This window comes from Olleya sp. KJ81-1 (assembly GCF_055808135.1).
This window is the reverse complement of record NZ_CM147854.1, coordinates 1,689,356-1,711,895: the sequence shown is the minus strand read 5'-3', so window position 1 is coordinate 1,711,895 and position 22,540 is coordinate 1,689,356. Positions and strand designations below refer to the sequence as shown.

21 protein-coding genes are annotated in these 22,540 nt (G+C 32.6%); 6 read left to right on the top strand and 15 right to left on the bottom strand.

What is annotated here, in order from left to right:
- Positions 1-186: 186 nt before the first annotated feature.
- Complete coding sequence (locus tag AC0L3M_RS08180; RefSeq protein WP_473432461.1) at positions 187-6,681, bottom strand: alpha-2-macroglobulin family protein; 6,495 nt, start codon at positions 6,679-6,681, stop codon at positions 187-189.
- 174 nt (positions 6,682-6,855) lie between these two features.
- Here AC0L3M_RS08180 and AC0L3M_RS08175 point away from each other — a divergent pair, with 174 nt between their 5' ends.
- Entirely contained in the window at positions 6,856-7,800 is a 945-nt protein-coding gene (locus tag AC0L3M_RS08175) for a tetratricopeptide repeat protein (RefSeq protein WP_473432460.1), read from the top strand.
- 2 nt (positions 7,801-7,802) lie between these two features.
- On the opposite strand, the gene AC0L3M_RS08170 is transcribed toward AC0L3M_RS08175, so the two are convergent.
- Entirely contained in the window at positions 7,803-8,549 is a 747-nt protein-coding gene (locus tag AC0L3M_RS08170) for a hypothetical protein (RefSeq protein ID WP_473432459.1), read from the bottom strand.
- A 159-nt stretch (positions 8,550-8,708) separates the two neighbouring features.
- Between AC0L3M_RS08170 and AC0L3M_RS08165 the strand changes: the two genes are divergently transcribed.
- From AC0L3M_RS08165 to AC0L3M_RS08150, 4 genes are all read left to right on the top strand, one after another.
- A complete protein-coding gene (locus tag AC0L3M_RS08165) occupies positions 8,709-10,064 on the top strand; it encodes a UDP-N-acetylmuramate--L-alanine ligase (protein ID WP_473432458.1) in 1,356 nt (451 codons plus the stop codon).
- Between the two features lie 193 nt (positions 10,065-10,257).
- Positions 10,258-11,556, top strand: a complete 1,299-nt coding sequence (locus AC0L3M_RS08160; protein ID WP_292949927.1) for a DEAD/DEAH box helicase — start codon at positions 10,258-10,260, stop codon at positions 11,554-11,556.
- A gap of 13 nt (positions 11,557-11,569) precedes the next feature.
- Entirely contained in the window at positions 11,570-11,785 is a 216-nt protein-coding gene (locus tag AC0L3M_RS08155) for a DUF6500 family protein (protein WP_473432457.1), read from the top strand.
- Positions 11,785-12,015, top strand: coding sequence for a VF530 family protein (locus AC0L3M_RS08150; protein ID WP_473432456.1), 231 nt, complete (start codon positions 11,785-11,787; stop codon positions 12,013-12,015). Before AC0L3M_RS08155 ends, AC0L3M_RS08150 begins: the two co-directional genes overlap by 1 nt.
- On the opposite strand, the gene AC0L3M_RS08145 is transcribed toward AC0L3M_RS08150, so the two are convergent.
- The 13 genes from AC0L3M_RS08145 to AC0L3M_RS08085 form a co-directional block, all read right to left on the bottom strand.
- A complete protein-coding gene (locus AC0L3M_RS08145) occupies positions 12,012-12,926 on the bottom strand; it encodes a YitT family protein (protein ID WP_473432455.1) in 915 nt (304 codons plus the stop codon). The genes AC0L3M_RS08150 and AC0L3M_RS08145 overlap by 4 nt on opposite strands.
- 3 nt (positions 12,927-12,929) lie before the next feature.
- Positions 12,930-13,382, bottom strand: a complete 453-nt coding sequence (locus tag AC0L3M_RS08140; protein WP_473432454.1) for a tRNA (cytidine(34)-2'-O)-methyltransferase — start codon at positions 13,380-13,382, stop codon at positions 12,930-12,932.
- The gene (locus AC0L3M_RS08135; RefSeq protein WP_145002747.1) at positions 13,375-13,599 is read right to left on the bottom strand and encodes a hypothetical protein; all 225 of its coding nucleotides are present in this window, start codon (positions 13,597-13,599) and stop codon (positions 13,375-13,377) included. The genes AC0L3M_RS08140 and AC0L3M_RS08135 overlap by 8 nt, the downstream gene beginning before the upstream one ends.
- A 67-nt stretch (positions 13,600-13,666) precedes the next feature.
- Positions 13,667-13,816, bottom strand: a complete 150-nt coding sequence (locus tag AC0L3M_RS08130) for a hypothetical protein (protein WP_186439202.1) — start codon at positions 13,814-13,816, stop codon at positions 13,667-13,669.
- 234 nt (positions 13,817-14,050) lie between these two features.
- Positions 14,051-14,386 (bottom strand): GNAT family N-acetyltransferase, encoded by a 336-nt coding sequence (locus AC0L3M_RS08125; RefSeq protein ID WP_473432453.1) that lies wholly within the window; start codon positions 14,384-14,386, stop codon positions 14,051-14,053.
- A gap of 9 nt (positions 14,387-14,395) precedes the next feature.
- A complete protein-coding gene (gene trpA, locus AC0L3M_RS08120) occupies positions 14,396-15,160 on the bottom strand; it encodes a tryptophan synthase subunit alpha (RefSeq protein ID WP_473432452.1) in 765 nt (254 codons plus the stop codon).
- 187 nt (positions 15,161-15,347) lie between these two features.
- Positions 15,348-15,626, bottom strand: a complete 279-nt coding sequence (locus tag AC0L3M_RS08115) for a GIY-YIG nuclease family protein (RefSeq protein WP_473432451.1) — start codon at positions 15,624-15,626, stop codon at positions 15,348-15,350.
- 507 nt (positions 15,627-16,133) lie between these two features.
- Entirely contained in the window at positions 16,134-17,315 is a 1,182-nt protein-coding gene (gene trpB / locus AC0L3M_RS08110) for a tryptophan synthase subunit beta (RefSeq protein ID WP_473432450.1), read from the bottom strand.
- Positions 17,305-17,940, bottom strand: coding sequence for a phosphoribosylanthranilate isomerase (locus AC0L3M_RS08105; protein WP_473432449.1), 636 nt, complete (start codon positions 17,938-17,940; stop codon positions 17,305-17,307). Before AC0L3M_RS08105 ends, trpB begins: the two co-directional genes overlap by 11 nt.
- Before the next feature lie 4 nt (positions 17,941-17,944).
- Positions 17,945-18,730, bottom strand: a complete 786-nt coding sequence (gene trpC, locus AC0L3M_RS08100; RefSeq protein ID WP_473432448.1) for an indole-3-glycerol phosphate synthase TrpC — start codon at positions 18,728-18,730, stop codon at positions 17,945-17,947.
- Complete coding sequence (gene trpD, locus AC0L3M_RS08095) at positions 18,730-19,722, bottom strand: anthranilate phosphoribosyltransferase (RefSeq protein WP_292949905.1); 993 nt, start codon at positions 19,720-19,722, stop codon at positions 18,730-18,732. Before trpD ends, trpC begins: the two co-directional genes overlap by 1 nt.
- A 1-nt stretch (position 19,723) precedes the next feature.
- Positions 19,724-20,287, bottom strand: coding sequence for an anthranilate synthase component II (locus tag AC0L3M_RS08090; RefSeq protein WP_145002723.1), 564 nt, complete (start codon positions 20,285-20,287; stop codon positions 19,724-19,726).
- Positions 20,284-21,678, bottom strand: coding sequence for an anthranilate synthase component I family protein (locus AC0L3M_RS08085; protein ID WP_292949902.1), 1,395 nt, complete (start codon positions 21,676-21,678; stop codon positions 20,284-20,286). Before AC0L3M_RS08085 ends, AC0L3M_RS08090 begins: the two co-directional genes overlap by 4 nt.
- Positions 21,679-22,002: 324 nt before the next feature.
- On the opposite strand from AC0L3M_RS08085, the gene AC0L3M_RS08080 reads away from it, so the two are divergent.
- Positions 22,003-22,539 (top strand): TlpA family protein disulfide reductase, encoded by a 537-nt coding sequence (locus tag AC0L3M_RS08080; RefSeq protein ID WP_473432447.1) that lies wholly within the window; start codon positions 22,003-22,005, stop codon positions 22,537-22,539.
- The last annotated feature ends 1 nt before the right edge of the window (position 22,540 follow it).

Below are 22,540 nucleotides of genomic sequence, written 5' to 3'. Positions count from 1 at the left end.
TTTGGCCTAAAAATATAATTTTTAACCCTTTTGTAAACTATTATATCTATTTTTTATAGTCAAAAGTAGGTTGGTTAAATGCCTAAATCATTTTTTAGCCACTGTAGTTTATTGTGGTTAAGTGAGTTATATGTATAAAAAAAGCTTTCAAATTATTGAAAGCTTTTTTGTTTATTTAAGCTAAATTTATTCGACCTTAATACGTACACCTTCACTATGACTACTAAATTCTGGAGCATACATACTTTGTATAGTTGTAATACCATTACTCATATTACCAGCATTATTAACACGTAAATCATATTCAAAGACAAAAACACCTTTTGGTAAATAGTCAAAAAAGAAGTTGGTAGATGCATCTTTAGTCGCTTCGTAATACCCTAAACCATCTTGGTATTTATATTGACTAAGTACATTAATAGGTTCTAATCCTGCTGCACGCATATCTTTCATGTGTACAAATTCCATTGCGCGATCGCTTCGTAATTCTATACGTACTCTTATTAAATTTCCAACTTTAAGTTTAGTGTTTTTAGTAATAGCAGTAATGACTTCACCTTTATCTGTATTGGTTTTTAAGTATAATTGTTTTTTTAGTTTTAAAGGCGTTTCTGCTGATGTAATTTTATCTAAATCCTCAAAATATTGCCAGTATAAACTTCCCCAAGCAATGCCATTTCCTTTTTTAGTTAGTTTAACTTCAGCCATTTTAGGAGTAATGTCTTCTCCTGACCAAGAGGTTTTGTAGTAACCTGTTCCTGCTTCTACTTTTATATCTTCTAAAGTAGCAGGTGTTATTTTTTCGTCACCTAAAACCACATCAACCATTTCTGTTACACTTAGCCAATCGTTACCTTGTAATAATAAAGCATAGACAGCATCTGTGGTTGCTTTTGTTGTTTTCCATTGGTTGGTCTGTTTGTTTTTAAGTAACCATATTTTAAGGTTATCAATCGTTTCAATGTTTTTAGCTTCGGTTTGTAGTATTGTACCAACTTCAGCAAAAGCTTCAATCATTAAGGCTTGTGTTTCAATGGATGCTTGATACCAATAGTAAGAGTTTGTGTTTTCTTTCCAATACATACCTAACTCGTCAGACGTAATACTGTTTTCGCTAACCGATTTTAAAATGGCTTTAGCTGTTGTCGTATCGTCATTACGTTTCATTATTAAAGCCATCATCCCTTTAGCATATAATGGACGCTGTAACCAGTAATTTCTAATTTGTGACAAGTAATAGTTGTGTATCTCTTGTTGTTTTTTAGACAACTTAAATTCTGGAAAAAAGCTTCGCATGTATAAATAATGTAACTGCGTATAACTTAAATGGTCTTTGGTGTAATCTATAGTGTTACTATATTTTGTTAAGTCGTTGTATTCTTTTTCAAATTCATCATCCAAATACTGTAATGCATTTTCCACCATATCTGTAATGTCTTCATCTTTATCACTTACCACATTTAGTTTTTTAAGATGTCCAAAACCTGTAATAATATGTTGTGTGATGTAACGGTTAACACGATAATCTCCAAACCAAGACCAACCACCATTATTCATTTGGTTGTTTTTTAATTTTGTTTTAGCACGTGCTAGCTCATTATTCATTTTATTTAAATCAAACAGTAAAGCAATACGTTTTTTCTGTTCTGTCTCTGACTGTGCATCACGTAACCAAGGTGTTTCTTGTATTAAAATAGATTTTAATTCTTGGTTTTTTTCAAGATTACTTAATAACGCATCTGTATTTTTCCATTGGTTAAACACTTCTTTAACGCGTGGATTACTATTAACAATATGGCTAGCTAATGCGTTGGCGTAAAACCTGCTAAAGGTTTGCTCATTACACTCATATGGATATTCCATTAAATAGGGTAATGCTTGTATAGCATACCAAGCAGGATTGCTAGTCATCTCTAATGTTAATTTGTGATGCTTTAAAGTAGCCGACGTATTGGTCTTTAATTTATCCAATGTAAAGGTTTTGGTTTGGTTGCTTTTAATCCACATTGGAAGGGTTTCAGTCACCAACATTCTATTGGTTAAAACAGGTAAGGCATTTTGTTCACCATCACTAAAATCTCCAGATTTTGCTAATATTTTATATTGAATCGCACTAACGTTATCCGGAATGGAAAGTGCCCATGTGACTTGTGTGTTACCTTTTGCTTTCGCGGAAAACGATTGCTGGTTTAAAGTATTGGCTAATTCCGAATCTATAGCTTTTCCAGTCAATGCATCAAACAACTGAAGCACTGCTGTACCTGTTAAATCCTTTGTACTAAGATTTGCAATTTTTGTGCTAATCTGTATTTGGTCACCTTGACGCAAAAAACGTGGCACATTTGGTAACACCATCAAGTCTTTTTGTGTAACGGTTTGCAGCGTGTTTTGAGCATAATTACCTTGTTTGTCATGTGCAAACACATTAAGATTCCATCTAGTTAATGCTTCTGGTGTTGTAAAGTTAAAGGACACATTACCGTCTTTGTCTGTAGCTAATTGCGGAAAGAAAAAGGCAGTTTCTTGTAAATTTGTTCTTGCTTTAACTTGAGAGAAATCCACATCTGGTGAAATGATAGCACTTGGTAAATTTCTTGCAATTATTTTTCCGTTAGGTAAAGTATCGTATATTATTTCATTGCTTTCAATTGTTTTAACAGTGCCATCTTCATTTAAAGCTTTCTTTGTGTAATCATTTCCTCTATAATAATCGGATTCAATTTGAAGTCCACTTGCTTTATCAGACAAGCTTTGTACTACATTTGGGTTTGATGCTTGATCAAGGTATTCTGTAGACATTATTGGAGTTGCACCTGTAAGTTCATCAGCCTTTCTCTCAACACCTAATGCAGTAATAACCACTTCATCTAAAGTGTTGTCAGGTTTTAGGGATATGTTAATGACGTTATCAACTCCAATGGTTTTTTGGATAGTTCCATAGCCAACATAACTAAAAGTTAAAATAGCGCCAGTTTTTGCTTTGATAATAAAGTTACCATCAAAGTCAGTCGTTGTACTTTCTGTACTACCTTTAACTGCAATTGCAGCAGTGGGTAATGGTAATCCGTTCTCGTCAATTACGGTTCCTTTTACATAACCATCTTTTACATTACCATCGTAAGAGGTTCTAGTTTTGCTTACTCGAAGTGAATTGATGTAATTGTTATAAAACCAACCGTTATTATTAATAGAAAACCCAAAATAATTAAATTGATCAAAGCTTTTTAAATTATTAAAACTATGGTATTCATAAACCCTATCTACTCTAAAATGGGTTACTCCAAAACTGTTCCCATTATTTTTTCTAAAAGACATGTAATAGGTTAGCGGTTTAAATGGTAAGTAATTCCAGTTGTGTGATTTAAACTGATCAAGAGACGCATCATACATGCTAGCTAAAAACTCGGATGCAATTTTTTCGCCTTTTGTTCCTTTAACTTTAAAGCTCCAAGTTTCGTCTGTTCCTGGTTGAAGTTTGTCTCTAAACGTAAGTGTTTCAATCTCTAAGTCTGTTTGAGGATAAGGCACATTTATGGTTAGACTACCATCTGAGTAACTGTTAAATGCTGCCAAACTATAATGAACACCAAAACCGCCTAAATCGTTTTTGTCAATAGGTATACTTATCGTTTTTTTATTTTGGTTTAAAGTAACAGTATAGTTTTTTGTGATTTGATAATCACGTTCTATACTAACTGTAACAGTTATGTTTTTGGCAGCGCTTGCAAAGGTTAAAATTGCTTTGTCACCAACATTATAACTGCTTTTATCTGTTGTAACTGTAATTAATTGCTGGTCTGCAAGGGTTTTATCCTTATCCGAAAACAACATGGTTTTAGCAATATCCTTAACCTCTTGACCAAACTTGTCTTTAGTTTCTAGTTCTAAAATGTAGGCTCCAGACAGCCATTTTTTGGTGTTTTTTAAGTCTATAGTTTTAGATTTTTCTGTGTCAAACGTTTTGGATAAAACTAAGTCGCCTTTTTCCCAATGTTCTGGATTATCCTCATTGGTGTAAGCATCATGCGGAAAGTAGTTTTTAAATTCTGTTTTGGTAAAACCTTCATAATCCGGAATGCTCCATGGTCGTGGTCTTAACACATTATCAGGAGCTTGTAATTTGTAAATTTTTATAGTTCCTTTGGCTGCTACAAATTGACCATTTAAGTTTTGTGTAGTTATAGTAATTTGATTGTCTTTTTTTGTTTTGTCAAGGGTAGACCCAATGTCAATAGTCGCTGTTAAGGCATGATATCCTACTTTTACAATTGTTGAGGTGCTTCTAGTTTCGCCATTAATGTCTGTAACGTCTGCTGTGACTTTATAACTAAAAATTGGTAAGCCAGATTTATCAACTTTTTCGTCTGGAATAGCTTTAAATACAAGCTCATAATTACCATCTGCATTTGTTGTTGTTTCGCCATGTGTTATTTCTTGCGATTCACTAGTATAACTTGGTCTATACCATCTATACCAAGCAGGATATTGTACGTTTCTAACCACACGATATACGACTTTTGCATCTGTGATTTTACTACCTGCAAAAGCAATAGCTTCACCTTTTACAGTAATGCTGTCATTAACTTTAAACGTTTCGGTAATGGGATTAAAATTGGTTTCAAATTTAGGACGCTTATATTCTTCAACCGAAATAGAAGTCTGACCATAAAGATCCGCATCGTTAATTTGTATGCTGTAATTACCTGTTAATCCATCGTTAGGTAAAATAAATTCGCCAGAAACAGATCCAAAATCATTAGTAATTAAATCTAATGTGCTTGCTTTTTCGCCATTAGTATTATATAAAATGACTTGTATTTTTTTATTAGTATATACCTCAGTTTTGTTGTTTTTGTTTTTTAAAGCAATTGCTTTAAAGTAAACGGTTTGGGATGGTCTGTAGATACTACGATCGGTAAAAACAAAAGCTTGATAATTGGTGTCATTATCTTCACGACTACGTTTGTAATTATACATGTAATAGCTGCCAAAATAGGCAGTATCATCATTAGATTTTACCGTTAAATTAATATTACTGCGATTATAATTATTGGTTTTGCTTAAAGCAATAATACCTTTTGAGTCAGTGGTTGTGGTTTTAGTGTGTATTTTCTCGTTACGGTAGGTATAGTCAAGGTCTACTTTTGTGTTTGCTAATGGTGCTCCGTTATTACGATTAATGACTTGGAAAAAATCTTGATTATTATCTTGGTAGTTTACAATAGCTATATCAGTTACTTGGGTTAAGGCTGTTGCAAAAAAATCTGATTTTAAATCTGTAGTTTGTCCTACAATAAGATATAATCCATTATCTAATTGAGGTACTAAAGTTTCAATGGTGTGTTGTTGGTAATCATTTTCATCCTTTAAGGTAGACGACCAAGTTTTTGTTGTGCTTAGTTTTTTGATAAAGTCTTTTTTATCTTCCTCTTTGTATAATTTTAAATACGCATCATATTGTTTTTTGCTGATTATATAAGCGTTAAAGGTTAAGTTTTGAATGTTTTTATAGCTAATTAAAAAACGCGAATACGTATTAATTGGTATATTTTGTTCGGTTTGAATGGTTAAATTGGGCTCTAAAATTTGAGCTTGTAAAGCATTGCATAAGCCAGCACCTTTACTATCAGGAAACTTAGCAGTAACTTGTTTGCAAATGGCTAAAGCCTCTTTAATTTTAAATCTTACATCAGCATTTGTGTCCTTATCATAGTTATAACCTTGTGTGTTATAAAGCGTGGCAATTTTAAAAAGGTACAGCCCAGAAACTTCATGATTTTTATATTTTTCAGCTTCGGTTTGTAGTGCTTTTAAATATTGGTCGTCTTTATTTTCAAAAGTCGCATTGTAGTAGACGTAGTCTAATCGCTCAGTATTTAATTCCGTTAAGGCATAAGGTGTTTTATCTTTTAAGTGAAATTTAATTAAATCCTGATATACTTTTAAAGTTTGTAATTGTAATGATGTCGAATCTTTAGAGGTGATTTTTAAGTCAGAAAACTGTTTAGAGTCCGTTAAAAATTGATCATCATCAATATTAAATTTATAGGCTGGTTGCGTGATTCTGTTTTCTGGTGTTTTATAAAATTCTAAAGCATTATGACTTAAAAAGTCAAATAAAGTTGGTCTGTAAACTTCAGCGTCTTTTCCTTTAGTAATTATAGCTTCAAATTGAAGTGTTGGCGTTTGTTGAAGTATTAATCCATTTTGTAATGAGCTATCAAAAAGTGTTTGGATTTCTGTAAAAAGCGTTTCTAAATCCCAAGTTCTAAAATCAATAGCATCTGATTTTTGTGCAGTTTTTGTGCGTCTATAAAATTGATATCTGTTTTGCTGAAAGTATTGCCAATACAACGTTGCCAACATGTTTTCTAGTACGTTTTTTGTAGGTGCTACTGTTTTAGCAATTTCTGCTTTAAAATCGTTGATAATGCTAAGTTGTGCATCTTCCTCTAGCAATAATGCAAACTTGCTTTTAAACAGTAAAACTTTTATACGTTGCTCTGTGTTATTGTCTGCTAAGGCTCTGTCGTGTATGGTATTAACAACTTCTAGCGCACTTTTTGGAAGACCATTAATTTCGTGATTTTCTACAGTTTCCCAAAGTTTGGAATAGTTGTTGGTTTGTGAGTGGGACGTTGCAAAAAGTAATACCATTAATAGCGATAATATATGTTTCATTTTATTAATTTTTAAACAAGTTACTTTGCTTTTTACGATTTTAATAGCATAAATGTGTAAAGTAAACGTTTCAATGAGTGACGCGTGATAAATTTAAAGTTAAATAATATTTAACCAAATTAATCAAAAACAATACCAAGAGAATACTATTTTTGTAAACCTTTAACATTCAATATGAAATCATTTTTAGTAACCTTATTATTACCGTTAACTATTTTTGCTCAGACCTCAATAGAGAAAGGGAAGACCTATATTGATAGTAAACAATTTGCTAAAGCAGAACAAGAATTATCTGCATATGTAAATTATCATTCTGCAAATCTAGAAGCTATTGAGTTGTTAGGTGATGCGTATGGTCATCAAAAAAAATGGGATGAAGCTGCTGCAGAATATAAAAAGCTAGTAAATACTAAACCTAATACAGCAAACTACCATTATAAACTAGGAGGCGCTTTAGGGATGAAAGCCTTATCTGTAAGCAAAATATCTGCTTTAGGAATTATAGGAGACGTAAAATCGTCTTTTTTAAAAGCTGCAGAATTAGATCCAAATCATATTGAAGCACGTTGGGCTTTAGTAGAGTTATACATGCAATTACCAGGTATTATTGGAGGAAGTAAAAGTAAGTCCTTTAAGTATGCAAATGAGCTTGAAAACTTATCTAAAGTAGATGGCTATTTGGCTAAAGGTTATATTTATGAATATGACGATGAGCCAGAATTAGCAGAAGAATATTACCTAAAAGCAATAAAAGTTGGAGGCTCTTTAACGTGCTACGATAAGTTAACAGCGCTTTACGAAAAAGAAAAGCAACCAGAAAAAGCAGTCTCTAATTTAGAAGCAGCTCAAATAAAACACCAACGCAACAGTTTGCATTACCAAATAGGTAAGGTGTGTGCAGATTATAACGTGCAATTGGATAAAGGAGAGCGATGTTTAATAGTTTATATTCAAAATTATTCGGCTAAAGATGGTGTTCCAAAAGCTTGGGCAAATTACAGATTAGCGCAAATATATAAGCATAAGCAAGACTTGACAAATGCTAAAAAATATATTGATTTGGCTATAGCCGAATTACCAAGTATTGATGTATTTAAAACGTTTAAGCAAGGATTGTAAATTTATCCCATGCGTCTAAATAGTTTAAATAAAAAATAGGTAATACCTAAAGCGATTAAGGCGTAATAACCAACGCCACGCTTTTTAACTTTTTTCTCTAATATTGGCTTTTGACCTCTAAATGTTGCGTTATCTTTACCTTTTTTTGAAGCTAAGTAAATGTGGCTTTCTGAAGGAGAATAACTATCTATTTTCTGAAGATATTTTAAAATGTCCTCTCTAGCAACATAAATATCTTTATAATGTTTAGGACTAATGTCTTCTAAAACATCACAGATATATAAGCAATATGCAATAAGTTGATTTTTATCTTTTTTTATAATTTCAGAGCTGTCCAAACGGTTACAGATATTTAAAATAGTAACGTTTAGAGCATTTTTAACCAACGGAACATTAAAGTTTTCTGGCTTTTTATCTACTGTTTCTTTAGCATGTTTTAAAACGTCTAAAGTTTTAACTAGTTCTGGATGGTACTGGATTGCAATAACATCAATTGCTTTTTTTGTGGCTAAAAATTGGGTAGACCTTAAAAAAGCATTTGTTTTTGCAGTGTTACTAGATTGTACTGCATAGGTATTGTAAATAGTTTTAAAGCTTTCAATATATTGGTTTTCGATATATGTTTTAAAAGCTTCATCAGCAAAATCAATTTTTGAAAAATCCGAAAAACCCGTAATTTCATTCTCATTTAAAAGTAAATGTAATGCTTTATCATTATTTATCAAGGTACTAAACGTCTCCGAAGTCATAGGGTATATCTAAAATTATTAAACAATAATACCCTTAATATCATTTAACCACAAATTAATTTGCCATAAGTAATTAAAAAAAGATATTAAAAAGGGCATTTGCAATCCGTGATTTTTGTTGGCAATCACTATCTTTGAGTACTCTACAAAATAAGGATAATGAAAGTACATTTTATAGCTATTGGCGGAAGCGCAATGCACAATTTAGCGTTAGCATTATATAACAAAGGTTACCAAATTACAGGAAGTGATGATACCATTTTTGAGCCCTCTAAATCTAGATTAGAAGCAAAGGGATTATTGCCAGAACAATTTGGTTGGTTTCCGGAAAAAATTAGTGATAATCTGGATGCCATAGTTTTAGGTATGCATGCTAAAGCGGATAATCCTGAGTTGCTAAAAGCACAAGATTTAAGATTAAAAATTTATAGCTATCCAGAGTTTTTGTATGAACAATCTAAGCATAAAACTAGAGTAGTTATTGGCGGAAGTCATGGTAAAACCACAATAACATCCATGATTTTACACGTCATGCATTACCATGATCGTGATGTGGATTACATGGTTGGTGCACAATTAGAAGGATTTGATGTTATGGTAAAACTAACAGACGATAACGACTTTATTGTGTTAGAAGGTGATGAGTATTTAAGTAGCCCAATTGATAGGAGACCAAAATTTCATTTATACAAACCAAATATTGCTTTGTTAAGCGGAATTGCTTGGGACCATATTAACGTGTTTCCTACCTATGAAAATTATGTAGAGCAGTTTAGCATTTTTGTAGATAGCATTGTAAAAGGAGGAAGCATAAATTATAACGAAGAAGACGTAGAGGTTAAGCGCGTAGTTGAAGCATCTGCAAATCCAATACGTAAGATTGTTTACCATACACCAGAATATACAGTGGAAGATGGCGAAACGTTATTAGAAACTCCTGAAGGACCAATGCCAATTGAAATTTTTGGAAAACATAACTTAAATAATTTAGCAGGTGCTAAGTGGATTTGTCAACATATGGGAATTGATGAAGACGATTTTTATGAAGCCATTTCTACTTTTAAAGGCGCAAGTAAACGTTTAGAGAAAATTGCCGAAAGTAAAACTAGCGTTGCCTTTAAAGATTTTGCGCACTCACCAAGTAAAGTAGAGGCGACTACTAACGCTGTTAAAGAGCAATATCAAAACCGTACGTTAGTGGCTTGTTTAGAGTTACATACTTATAGTAGTTTAAATGCCGAATTTTTAAAAGAATATAAAGGCGCATTAGATGCTGCAGATGTAGCAGTAGTGTTTTATAGTCCACATGCTGTAGAAATTAAAAAATTAGATGCAGTATCTCATGAGCAAATAGCCAACGCTTTTCAACGTGAGGATTTAATTATTTACACTAATGCAGAAGCGTTTAAAGACTTTGTCTTTAAACAAAATTTTGATAACAAAGCCTTGTTATTAATGAGTTCTGGAAATTATGGTGGTTTAGATTTTGATGAGGTTAAAGGGTTGATAAAGTAAAGTTTAGATAGACTTACTTTGTTGTTTAGGTATATAAAGTAAGTCTATTTTGATTTTGTTTTAAGCGATGTAAATCCACTAAAACACAAACAAAACCTAATAAAAATATTAAAACCATAATTTAGCAGTACCTTTGCATTAAATTAAAAGAGGTAGCCTAACTAAATAGTGTTTATCTCAATAAACAGTATTTATGTCATTTCAATCTTTAGGCCTATCCGAAGCCTTACTAAAAGCAATTAGTAAAAAAGGGTACACTACACCAAGTCCAATTCAAGCAAAAGCAATTCCACCAGTATTACAAGGTCATGATGTTTTAGCATCTGCCCAAACTGGAACAGGAAAAACAGCTGGTTTTACACTACCATTATTACATATTCTATCGGAAAACCCGAAAGAAAAATATAGACCTATTCGTGCTTTAATTTTAACGCCAACGCGTGAGTTAGCAGCACAAGTTTATGCTAATGTAAAAGAGTATAGTGAATTTTTAAACTTGCGTAGTGCAGTAATTTTTGGAGGAGTTAATCAAAAGCCTCAAGCAGCAACCATCCGTCAAGGTGTTGATGTATTAGTAGCAACTCCAGGTCGTTTAATTGATTTAGAAAGTCAAGGATTATTGTCTTTAAAACGTGTTGAGATTTTTGTTTTAGATGAAGCAGACCGCATGTTAGATATGGGTTTTTTGCGTGATATAGAACGTGTCATGAAACTTATGCCTGATAAGAGACAAAACTTAATGTTTTCTGCAACGTTTTCTAAAGATATTAGAAAATTAGCAAACGGGATTTTAAATCGTCCAGTTCAAGTTGAAGCTACACCAGAAAACACGACTGTAGAAGCAATTACACAAAAGATTTTTAGAGTAGCTAAAGGAAAAAAAACCGACTTAATTATTAAGTTAATTACAGATGGTAATTGGAAGCAAGTATTAGTTTTTACGCGTACTAAGCATGGTGCAAATAAGTTAGTAGAAAAAATGATTAAAGCTGGTATTAAAGCAGCTGCAATACATGGTAATAAAAGTCAAGGTGCACGAACAAAAGCTTTAGCTGGTTTTAAAAGCGGAAGCGTTAGTGTATTAGTAGCAACAGATATTGCTGCACGTGGACTAGACATACCATTATTACCACACGTTATTAACTTTGAAATTCCTAATATCTCTGAAGATTATGTACATCGTATTGGTCGTACAGGTCGTGCAGGAGCAAATGGAGAGGCCATTAGTTTAGTAAGTGCAGATGAAACTACTTTTTTACGCGATATAGAAAAGTTAATTGGTATGAAACTACCAGTAGAGATTCTGGAAGGTTTTGAGCCTGATCCAAACGCATCAACTGCACCAATTAAACCAGGTCAAAATAGAAGACAACAACCTAGAAATAATAAGCCTAAAGGCGAAAAAGGCAAATCTAAAAGTAATACGTCATCTAATTCAGGTGGTCGTAATAGGTCAAGAACTAAAAGCAGAAACAACGACAGTAGACGTTAATTAATTACAAATTATGACTAGTGCTTTAAAAGATAAAATAATTGAAGTTTGTAATAAAAAAATAGCTCAAAAAGGAGACACTGTTGGTGTCTCTTTTTATGCTTTTTTTAAAAATAAAAATGATAATCCAAAGTTATTAATGGAAGCAGCAACTTGGTGGATACAAACACACCAATTAGATCATTTTGAAAAAGCAGTCAAAATTAAAAGCTTAATAGAAAATAGTTAGTGGAAACACAAAAGAATAATCCTTTACACGGAATTAAGTTAGAACAAATCATAACGGATTTACAATCACATTATGGATGGGAATATATGGGTCATGTTGTGAAAATTAAATGCTTTACAGATAATCCTTCTATTAAATCTAGTCTTAAATTTTTGCGTCGTACACCTTGGGCTAGGACTAAGGTAGAAAATATGTATTTAAGCTATTTGAAAAAAACAAATAGTTATTAAAAAGGATTTTGCGACAAAAAGTTTGCTAGTTTTTCTCCCTTTTTTCGGTCTAAATAGCGTCTTAAAACGCCACCTTTTACGTTGTTTACATCAAACTCGACAATAAAAGCATCATCATCTATATCAGATATAATGCGGTACATTTTTTTGATATCAATACGGTTAATAATCGTATGAATAATATCTAATTCTTCGTTTTCATTTTTATTTACAAACCCTTTTTTTCCTTTGTAAATGGTCATTCCAGCACCAAGCTCTTTAATAATTGCAACTTTAATCTTTTCGTAATCTTTAGATACAATGGATACACCTATAAAGTCTTCAAAACCTTCAATAACCATATCAGTTACTTTAGCAGTTACAATATAAGTAAGTATAGAATACATGGCTATTTCTTTTGAAATAACAAAAGCTGTAATTGTAAACAATATGACATTAAAAAGTAGGATGACTTTTCCAATACTTATTCCAAATCGGTCGTTAATAAAAACACCTAAAATTTCTGATCCATCTAAAACAGATCCATTTCTAATGGCTATTCCAATTCCTGCTCCTAAAAACAGACCACCAAAAATGGATATTAAAAACTTGTCTTCTGTAATTATTTCGAAATTTTCAAAATGAATAAATAGTGCTAATCCAATTATACTAATAACAGACTTTAAAATAATGCGTCTTGAAACCGTAAAATAACCAATAATTAAAAACGGAATACTTAGCACAACTAATAATAAAGATATGTTTATATCTACTAGTCTACTTATTAATAATGCTATTCCAGTTACACCACCATCCAAGAAACGGTTTGGAAGTAAAAAAGCTTTTAATCCAATACTAGCCAATATAATACCAAGTGCAATTTGAGCATATTCTGACAGTGATTTAATTATTTTACTTCTTTTTGAATCCATAAGTTATTTTTGTAGTTTTCTTAAGCCTTCATACACAACAATCCCAACAGAATTTGCTAAGTTTAAACTTCTTATATGCTCACTGTACAGAGGGATTTTATATAATGATGTTTTGTGCTTTTCTATTATAGTGCCTCCTAGTCCAACGGACTCTTTCCCGAAAACTAAAAATTGATTGTCTTTAAAAGGAATGTCCCAATGAGATTTTGTTCCATGACTGGAAAAAAATGCAAAATCTGCGTCTTTATTAGTCTCAAAAAAGTCATCAACCGAGTCGTACATCACGACGTTTAAATGTTTCCAGTAATCTAATCCAGCACGTTTTAAACGTTTGTCACTTAGCTCAAAACCAAAAGGTTTTACTAAGTGTAATGTGCTTCCGGAAGCTAGTGCTAATCTGCCAATATTCCCTGTGTTATTTGGTATTTCTGGTTCTATTAAAACAATGTTAAGCATTGGATTTGGTTGTTAATTTAACAATTATTACTCTAACTAAAAGTATCCAAGGGAATCCATGTAAAAGTACATCAAACCAATCTTTAAGTTGCATACCTTTTGCACCACCTGCAATCCATTGTAATTTTCCCCAGATATGAGGTTCTGGAAAAAAAGGCGCTAAACCTAGGGTTAAACAGAGTAATATAATTAGTCGGAAGTCGTTGAGTAGTTTCATGAAATTGAATAAAAAAATGCCTATTCAAATATACTGAATAGGCATTTAATAAATAGGCTAATTTGGATTAGCTATTTGTTTTATTTTGCTGTTTTTTAATTGTCGATTTATCGATATCAAAATCATTTGTTTCCAACTTTGTATTTGCAGTTGGATTTGTAGGATTTGTTTGTCTAACCTTAGTTTCAAATTTCTTTCTATCTTTTATCATTCCCATAATTGTATTGTTTTTTTGGTTCGTAATAAAGATACTATTAACTTAAGTTGTTGTCTCACAAGGCTTAGTTAAAGTCTTGCCTCTAAGTGTTAAACTCTCTTAAAAGGTTTATTTAAGATCCATTTTCATTTCAATCATTCTGTTTTTAAACCCTTTTTTAAGATATGCTTTTATTGCAGATTCGTTATCACTATAAACTTCTAATCTAGTTTCAAAAATATTTAAACTAATTGATCATTGTTTTAATTGCTCGATTATATTTTGAATGACACCTTGACCTCTAAATTCTGGAACTACATACATAAAACCCATATAAGTATATCTGTCGATGGTATGATACGGTTTTGCTTTTATAATTTTGGCGTATCCACACGCTATTAAATGGTTATTAGCTGTGGCTACAATTAATTTTGCTTCATTAGATTGTATTAAATAATCTAAGTCATAATATGTGCAATCTTCTTTTAAAATGGAATCAAATGGACGCTCATAGGCAATTAATTGTTGTTCAAATTGTAATAGTTTTGGTTTGTCTTCCAAAGTTGCTTCTCTAAACGTAATTGCAGCCATACTTGATTTTTATTTTAAAATTGAATTTGTAAAAGTGTCAATTTTAGTATTACCGTGTTTAGTTAAATGTTTTATAAAAGCACTTCCAATAATTGCTCCTTTGGCATATGTTGTGGCTTGCGTAAATGTTGTATTGTCCGAAATACCAAAACCTACAATTTGAGGATTGTTTAACTTCATGTCTGCAATACGTTTAAAGTACTCTGTCTGCTCTGTTCCAAAACCAGAATTACCTCCTGTTACACTCGCGCTACTTACCATGTAAATAAAGCCATTAGATATAGAGTCAATAAAGTTAATACGCTCTACGCTAGTTTGTGGTGTGATTAAAAAGACATTTATTAAACCATATTTTTCAAATGTAGCTTTGTATTGGTCATTGTAAACGTCTACTGGTAAATCAGGAATAATTAAACCATCTATTCCGATGTCTTGACATTTTTTACAAAACGCCTCAACACCATATTGTAACATAGGGTTAAAATAACCCATAATTATTAAAGGAATAGATACCGTTTTTCTAATGTCTTTTAGTTGGGTGAATAACGTCTCTGTTGTCATTCCGTTTTTTAATGCTTGTGTAGAGCTAGCCTGTATTGTTGGTCCATCTGCCAGAGGATCACTAAACGGAAGTCCTATTTCAATCATGTCAACTCCGTTTTTTTCTAGGTTTTGTATTATTGAAACGGTATCGTTAAGTGTTGGGTAACCTGCGGAGAAGTATATGCTTAATAGCTTTTTGTCTTCTTTTAGTTTTTGATTTATTCTGTTCATTTTTAAATGAATTTATTTTTTGTTTAGGGATACCGAAGTTAGTTCAGTATGACTTTTTGGTTGTGTTTTATTCTCTTGTGCGATGCTGAAACGAGTTCAGCATGACGTTGTGGTTGCAATTAACGTGGTTACGTCGATATTACGATTAGTTGTTATTACGTTACGTCAATCTGAACTTGTTTCAGATTCACATTATTAGTGTTTTTAGAGTTGGATTCTGTTCTTTAATTAAATTTAGTTTCCATTCCTTTTTCCAATTATTAATTTGCTTTTCTCTTGCTATAGCTTGATTAATGTCAGTAAATTCTTCGAAATAAATTAAATCTTTCAAGTCATATTTTTTAGTAAACTCAGAGCCAACTCCGTTTTGATGTTCAGTGATTCTTTTGCGTAAGTGTGACGTTACACCAATATAAAATGTTGTTCTGTACTTATTTGTTGTTATGTAAGTATAGCTTGTTTTCATTTTTATGTGCTGCTGAAACTGGTTTGCTGTTTTTCTTTTACTTGTGTGATGCTGAAACGAGTTCGGCATGACGTTGCGGTTGTGACTTAATTTGTTATAACGTTATGTCAATCTGAACTTGTTTCAGATTCTCATTATTTTGGTGTTTCTAGTGCTAGGTTCTTCATGACGTTTTTTTCTTGTGCGATGCTGAAACGAGTTCAGCATGACGTTGCGACTGTGTTTTCTTTTACTTGTGTGATGCTGAAACGAGTTCAGCATGACGTTGTGGTTGTGACTTAATTTGTTATAACGTTACGTCAATCTGAACTTGTTTCAGATTCTCATCAGTTTTGCTAACTGCTAACTGCTAACTGCTAACTTTGGTGTTATCCCGCGTTAAGGATTACTCACAGATTAATATTTTAAAATATTGATTTCGTGAACCTAAAGGTTTGAAAAGGTTTGTTTGAGCGCCTCGCAGAGCGCGAGCCTTGAAAGCCTGACCCTTGTGGTAACGCCCAAATATTACAGTTTAAAATAGTCGATATAATTTTGTAAATCTTTATCACCACGACCTGATAAATTAATTACGACGATGTCTTCTGGGTTAAACTTTTTGTCCTCAAAAATGGCGAATGCATGCGAGCTTTCGATAGCCGGAATAATCCCTTCTAATTGACTTAATTCTAATCCAGCATTCATGGCTTGATCATCCGTAATTGAGATAAACTCGGCACGACCAGTGGTATACAGGTTAGCGTGCATTGGTCCAACACCTGGATAATCTAATCCTGCTGAAATCGAATACGGTTCTGTAATCTGCCCATCTTGCGTTTGCATTAATAGGGTTTTACTTCCGTGAATAATTCCTTCTTTTCCTAGTACAGATGTTGCTGCGCTCTCTCCAGAATGAATTCCTTTTCCGGCAGCTTCTACTGCTACTAATTTAACATCTGTGTCGTCTAAATAATGGTAAAAAGCTCCTGCTGCATTACTACCACCACCAACACAAGCAATGACATAGTCAGGTTTTTCTCGACCTTCTTTGTCTTTTAATTGCCATTTAATTTCTTCAGAAACGACTGCTTGAAAACGCGCTACCATATCTGGGTAAGGGTGTGGTCCAACCACACTACCAATAATATAATGTGTATCCACAGGATTGTTAATCCAATCTCTAATGGCCTCGTTAGTGGCATCTTTTAAGGTGCGACTTCCTGATAATGCTGGGCGTACTTCTGCGCCTAACATTTTCATTCTTGCCACGTTTGGTGCTTGACGTGCAATGTCAATTTCGCCCATATAAACAATACATTCCATGCCCATTAAAGCACATACAGTTGCTGTTGCTACACCGTGTTGTCCAGCGCCAGTTTCGGCAATAATGCGTGTTTTGCCTAAACGTTGTGCCATTAAAATTTGACCAATGGTATTGTTTACTTTGTGTGCACCTGTATGGTTTAAATCTTCGCGTTTAAGATAGATTTTAGTATTGTATTTTTTGCTTAATCGTTTTGCGAAATAGAGAGGAGAAGGACGTCCAACATAATCTTTTAATAAGTGGTCAAACTCTTTTTTAAAAGATGGTTCTGCCATTATTTTTAAATAATTTTGGCGTAACTCTTCTACATTTGGATATAGCATTTCTGGGATATATGCACCTCCAAAGTCTCCGTAATATCCTTTGTCGTTAATATTAAAACTCATAATTGTGTGCTATCAATTTTTGTTTAAAATCGTTTAATTTTGTAGTGTCTTTTAATCCAGCTGCAGTTTCGAATTTACTATTTAAATCAAATCCAAAGCATAAGTAAGATTCTGGTCTCTTTAAAAATAAAAGAATAGCATCTATTTCGTTTAATCCAATACCACCACTTAAAAAGTAAGGTTTTGAAGACGGGTAGCTTTTTAAAACATTCCAGTTAAATGTGTAACCATTACCTCCTGGTTCTTTTCCTTTTGTGTCAAACAAATAATTATCGCAAACGTCCTCATACGGTTCTAGAACAGAGAAGTCGAATTGGTTTTTTATTGAAAACACTTTAATTACAGTAATGTCCAAATCTTTTAAACGTTGACATAGTTCTGGTGTTTCTTGACCGTGTAATTGCACTCCTTGTAAGTTGTGTTTATCTACTTTTCCTTTTATATACTCGAAAGTTGCATTTACAAATACACCAATTTTTTTGATGCTTTCTGGTAATTCTGGAATGACTCCGTTGAAATAGCGAGATGATTTTTCGTAAAAAATGAAACCCATATAATTTGGATTAAGATCTGCAACATCTAGGATGTTGTTTTCGTTTTTCATTCCGCATACTTTTAGTTTCATAGTCTTAGTTGTTTAATGTTTTGATAAATTGTTTGGCACTTAAACCTGCATTGTCCGTTTTCATAAAATTTTCGCCAATTAAAAACCCTTTATAACCAAATGGTTGTAGTGTTTTTATGGCTTCTATATTGCTTATTCCACTTTCCGATACTTTTACAAAGTCGTCAGGGATTAAATTACTTAATTGTTTGCTTGTGTCTAAACTAACCTCAAATGTTTTTAAATTACGGTTGTTTACCCCAAGCATGTCTAAACTTGGCATTATTGATTTGTGTAATTCGGCTTCATTATGTACTTCTAAAAGTACATCAAGATTTAGGCTTTTAGCTAGTTCTGAAAAGGTTTTTACTTCTTCTTTAGTTAAAATAGCTGCAATCAATAAAATAACATCTGCACCATAAGCTTTGGCTTCAATAATTTGGTACGTGTCTATTATAAACTCTTTTCTTAATAAAGGTAAATTGCAACTTGCTCTTGCAGTTAGTAAATCGTCTAAACTTCCTCCAAAATATTTTCCGTCGGTTAACACAGACATTCCGCAAACACCAGCATCTTGATAACCTTTAGCAACATCAAAGACATTTAAATCGTGATTGATGACTTGTTTTGAAGGTGAGCGTCTTTTATGCTCTGCAATGATACCTGTAGTACTGTTTTTTAATTTTTCGGCTAGTGAAACGGTCTCACGTATAAACAAAATGGATTGTTCTAATTGTTTGATTGGGATTAATTGCTTGCGTAAGTTAACTTCAATACGTTTGTCGTTAACTATTTTAGTTAAAATATCCATTACTTACTTAATTCGATTAATTTTTCCAAACTCGTTTTTGCACGTCCGCTTTCCAAACTTTCTTTAGCAAGTTCAAAACCTTCTAAATGTGATATTTGTTTGGCTGTTGCAATTGCTAAACCTGCATTAGCACAAACCACATTGTTTTGCGCGTCTGTACCTTTACCATTTATAATGTTTTTGAAAATTTTGGCAGCTTCTTTAACTGTGTTTCCACCAAATAGTTCGGATTGTTCAAGTTGTTTTAGACCCAAGTCGCAAGGGTTAAATATCGTTTCAGCTGTATTGGAAATTATCTTAGTATTTCCAGTTAATGAAATTTCATCATATCCATCTAATGCGTGTACGATGCTATAATTTTTATCTGTATTTTGGTATAAGTAACCATATATGCGTTGTAGCTCTAAGCTAAATACACCTACCATTTGATTGTTTGGAAATGCTGGATTTACCATTGGTCCAAGCATATTAAAAAATGTTTTTACACCCAATTCTTTTCTAATAGGAGCAACGTTTTTCATAGCAGGATGAAACAGAGGTGCGTGTAAAACACAGATTCCTGCTTTTTCTAAGGCGTATTTTAAAAAATCTGTTTTATTAGAAAAATGAATGCCTAAAGCCTCCATAACATTGGAAGATCCAGAAGCTGATGACACACCATAGTTACCATGTTTTGCCACATTAACTCCAGCACCAGCAGTTACAAATGATGCCAAGGTTGAAATATTAAAAGTGTCCTTTCCGTCACCTCCAGTTCCGCATAAATCGATTGGATCAAATTCTGATAAGTTTACAGGAATACATAATTCTAACAATGCATCACGAAACCCTTGAAGCTCTTCTAGAGTTATACTTCGCATCATATAAACCGTTAAGAAAGAGGCTACCTGACTTTGATTATATGCGCCTTCAGATATGTTGACTAAAAGGTATTTAGCTTCTTCCGCAGTGATGCTTTCTTGATTAATTAGTCTGTTTAGTATTTGTTTCATATTAACTCTTAATCCAGTTTTCTAAAATTTGTTTTCCGTTTGGTGTCAGTACGCTTTCTGGATGGTATTGCACACCTCTTACGTCGTAAAATTTGTGTCTTAACGACATGACTTGTCCATTTTGGTCAAAGGATGTTGCTTCTAAAACCTCAGGTAAATTAGGATCTACAACCCATGAATGGTAACGTCCGACTTCAATAGTTTTGTTCATGTTTTTAAACAGTACCTCATCGTCAACCACAATATCTACATTTGTAGATACACCATGATATACATTGTCTAAATTAATTAAACTACCACCAAAAACTTCTCCAATAGCTTGTTGTCCTAAACATACGCCTAAAATACTTTTAGTAGGAGCATAAGTTTTAATTATTGCTTTAAGTAAACCAGCTTCGTCAGGTATTCCTGGACCTGGAGAAAGTACAATTTTATCAAAAGCTTCGACTTCGTCCAAGGTTAATTTGTCATTTCTTTTTACAGTAACTTCACAATCTAAGTCTTCTAAATAGTGAACTAAGTTATAAGTAAAACTATCGTAATTATCTATTACTAAAACTCTCATATCTCTTTGGCTAATTCTATAGCATTTGTTAATGCTCCTAATTTGTTATATACTTCTTGTAACTCACTTTCTGGGTTTGATCTAGAGACTAGACCTGCTCCAGCTTGCCAATGTAAATGATGGTTTTTACTCATAAATGTCCTAATCATAATTGCGTGATTATAATTGCCATCAAAATCCATAAAACCAATTGCTCCTCCATAGAAGGCTCTACTAGTTTTTTCGTATTTTTCAATAAGTTGCATGGCTTTGTGTTTTGGAGCACCACTTAAAGTTCCTGCAGGAAAGGTATCTGCAACTACCTGCATTGTTGGTGTATTGTCGTGTACTTTTCCGGTTACCTTACTAACTAAGTGAATAACATGAGAAAAAAATTGTGCTTCCCTATAGGTTACAACTTTGACTTCGCTACCATGTCTGCTTAAATCATTTCTGGCAAGGTCAACTAGCATGACGTGTTCTGCATTTTCCTTATCATCTTCGGCTAGTTGTTTAGCTAGCTTTTGGTCTTCCTCATCATTTCCAGTCCTTTTAAATGTTCCGGCAATTGGATGTATTTCGGCTTGACCGTTATTAACGACTAATTGTGCTTCTGGTGAGCTTCCAAAAATCTTGAAGTCACCATAGTCAAAGTAAAATAGGTATGGTGATGGGTTTATGCTGCGTAAGGCACGATAGACATTAAACTCGTCACCTTTAAAACCTTGCGAGAATTTTTTAGATAATACTAACTGGAACACATCACCTCTAGCACAATGTTGTTTGGCCAATAGGACCTGATCTTTATACTCGTCATCCGTTAAATTTGATTGTATTTCAGAGTTTGTTGTAAACTTATAAGTCGCAAAGTTTTTAGAGCTTATTAGTTGTAAAACTTCGTCTATATTGTTTTCTGTTTCAAAACAATGTGCAAAAATATAGGCTTCGTTTTTAAAGTGGTTTATAGCAATTATATTTTGGTAAACTGCGTAGTAAACGTCAGGAATCTCTAGAGAATCTGGTTTTTTAGAAATCTCTACATCTTCAAAGTGTTTAACAGCATCATAAGCTGTGTAGCCAAATATTCCGTTGTTGATAAACTTAAAATCCTCGTCCGATTTTACTTTAAAGCGTTTGGTAAACTTATGTATCATCTCGGTTACATTACGCACCTTGTTTTTCATCTCACTACCATCCGGAAATGTTTGTGTAATTGCTTTATCGTCAACTTTAATTGAGGCAATTGGGTTAAAGCAGATGTAAGAAAAACTATTATCATTAGCGTGATAATCGCTACTTTCTAACAAAATACTATTAGGATATTTATCTCTAATTTTTAAATAGATACTAACAGGGGTAATGGTGTCTGCTAGTATTTTTTTGTAATGTGTGTATAAACTGAATGTTTTCATTTTTATTATGCTGAATTTATTTCAGTATCTCCATTATTAGAGATATTATTAATTTTGTTTGTGTTTTCTGAAACAAGTTCAGAAATAAAAAAAGGCTTGTCGTGAATGACAAGCCTTTTTTGTATAGTTACTTAAATAATACGTATAGCGTTAGTTCACGAAGTTTGATTTCGATTATTCCACCACCAAGTATGATTTAAAATTGTGTTCATGTTTATTATAAAGTTCAAAGATATAAATCAAAAGTTAGTTTTCAAATTATTTTCCCCTTTAATTATTTGTTAAAACTGAAAAGATGAAAACAATAAATATTAAATTTACTTTATGAAACACTTATTTTTAATATTGACCTTTACTTTTTTTGCTTTTGGAAACCAGTATATTAGTTTATTAAATAGTAATCAAATAAAAATAGTAGACGCACCTTATTTAAAGCAAGATTTAAAAATAGTCGATTTTGACGGTTTGGAGCAATACCTTGCTGCTAAGGATAAAAGTAAAACTTATGTTATAAATTTTTGGGCGACTTGGTGTGCACCATGCGTTAAAGAATTACCTTATTTTGAACAGTTAAATACAACGTATGCAGACAAAAAGGTAGAAGTTATTTTGGTGAGTTTAGATTTTCCAAAGCAGATTGAAAGTAAATTAAAACCTTTTTTATTGAAAAATAAATTAAAAAGTGAGGTTATAGTTTTAAACGACGTTGATGCTAATACATGGATACCTAAAGTAGATAAAAATTGGTCAGGAGCAATTCCTGCAACATTAATTTACAATACCCAAAAGACAGTTTTTTATGAACAATCATTTGATTATATAGAGTTAGAAACAGAATTAAAACAATTTTTAAAACAATAAA

Excerpts from the sequence above, each read along its gene's own strand:
- AC0L3M_RS08130 (WP_186439202.1), bottom strand. The coding sequence starts at position 13,816 with ATGGGAATGATAAAAGATAGAAAGAAATTTGAAACTAAGGTTAGACAA.
- AC0L3M_RS08180 (WP_473432461.1), bottom strand. The coding sequence starts at position 6,681 with ATGAAACATATATTATCGCTATTAATGGTATTACTTTTTGCAACGTCC.
- AC0L3M_RS08085 (WP_292949902.1), bottom strand. The coding sequence starts at position 21,678 with ATGAAAACATTCAGTTTATACACACATTACAAAAAAATACTAGCAGAC.
- AC0L3M_RS08155 (WP_473432457.1), top strand. The coding sequence starts at position 11,570 with ATGACTAGTGCTTTAAAAGATAAAATAATTGAAGTTTGTAATAAAAAA.
- AC0L3M_RS08125 (WP_473432453.1), bottom strand. The coding sequence starts at position 14,386 with ATGGCTGCAATTACGTTTAGAGAAGCAACTTTGGAAGACAAACCAAAA.
- AC0L3M_RS08135 (WP_145002747.1), bottom strand. The coding sequence starts at position 13,599 with ATGAAACTACTCAACGACTTCCGACTAATTATATTACTCTGTTTAACC.
- AC0L3M_RS08140 (WP_473432454.1), bottom strand. The coding sequence starts at position 13,382 with ATGCTTAACATTGTTTTAATAGAACCAGAAATACCAAATAACACAGGG.
- AC0L3M_RS08170 (WP_473432459.1), bottom strand. The coding sequence starts at position 8,549 with ATGACTTCGGAGACGTTTAGTACCTTGATAAATAATGATAAAGCATTA.
- AC0L3M_RS08160 (WP_292949927.1), top strand. The coding sequence starts at position 10,258 with ATGTCATTTCAATCTTTAGGCCTATCCGAAGCCTTACTAAAAGCAATT.
- AC0L3M_RS08115 (WP_473432451.1), bottom strand. The coding sequence starts at position 15,626 with ATGAAAACAAGCTATACTTACATAACAACAAATAAGTACAGAACAACA.
- AC0L3M_RS08080 (WP_473432447.1), top strand. The coding sequence starts at position 22,003 with ATGAAACACTTATTTTTAATATTGACCTTTACTTTTTTTGCTTTTGGA.
- trpC (WP_473432448.1), bottom strand. The coding sequence starts at position 18,730 with ATGGATATTTTAACTAAAATAGTTAACGACAAACGTATTGAAGTTAAC.
- trpA (WP_473432452.1), bottom strand. The coding sequence starts at position 15,160 with ATGAACAGAATAAATCAAAAACTAAAAGAAGACAAAAAGCTATTAAGC.
- trpB (WP_473432450.1), bottom strand. The coding sequence starts at position 17,315 with ATGAGTTTTAATATTAACGACAAAGGATATTACGGAGACTTTGGAGGT.
- AC0L3M_RS08165 (WP_473432458.1), top strand. The coding sequence starts at position 8,709 with ATGAAAGTACATTTTATAGCTATTGGCGGAAGCGCAATGCACAATTTA.
- AC0L3M_RS08145 (WP_473432455.1), bottom strand. The coding sequence starts at position 12,926 with ATGGATTCAAAAAGAAGTAAAATAATTAAATCACTGTCAGAATATGCT.
- AC0L3M_RS08105 (WP_473432449.1), bottom strand. The coding sequence starts at position 17,940 with ATGAAACTAAAAGTATGCGGAATGAAAAACGAAAACAACATCCTAGAT.
- AC0L3M_RS08175 (WP_473432460.1), top strand. The coding sequence starts at position 6,856 with ATGAAATCATTTTTAGTAACCTTATTATTACCGTTAACTATTTTTGCT.
- AC0L3M_RS08090 (WP_145002723.1), bottom strand. The coding sequence starts at position 20,287 with ATGAGAGTTTTAGTAATAGATAATTACGATAGTTTTACTTATAACTTA.
- trpD (WP_292949905.1), bottom strand. The coding sequence starts at position 19,722 with ATGAAACAAATACTAAACAGACTAATTAATCAAGAAAGCATCACTGCG.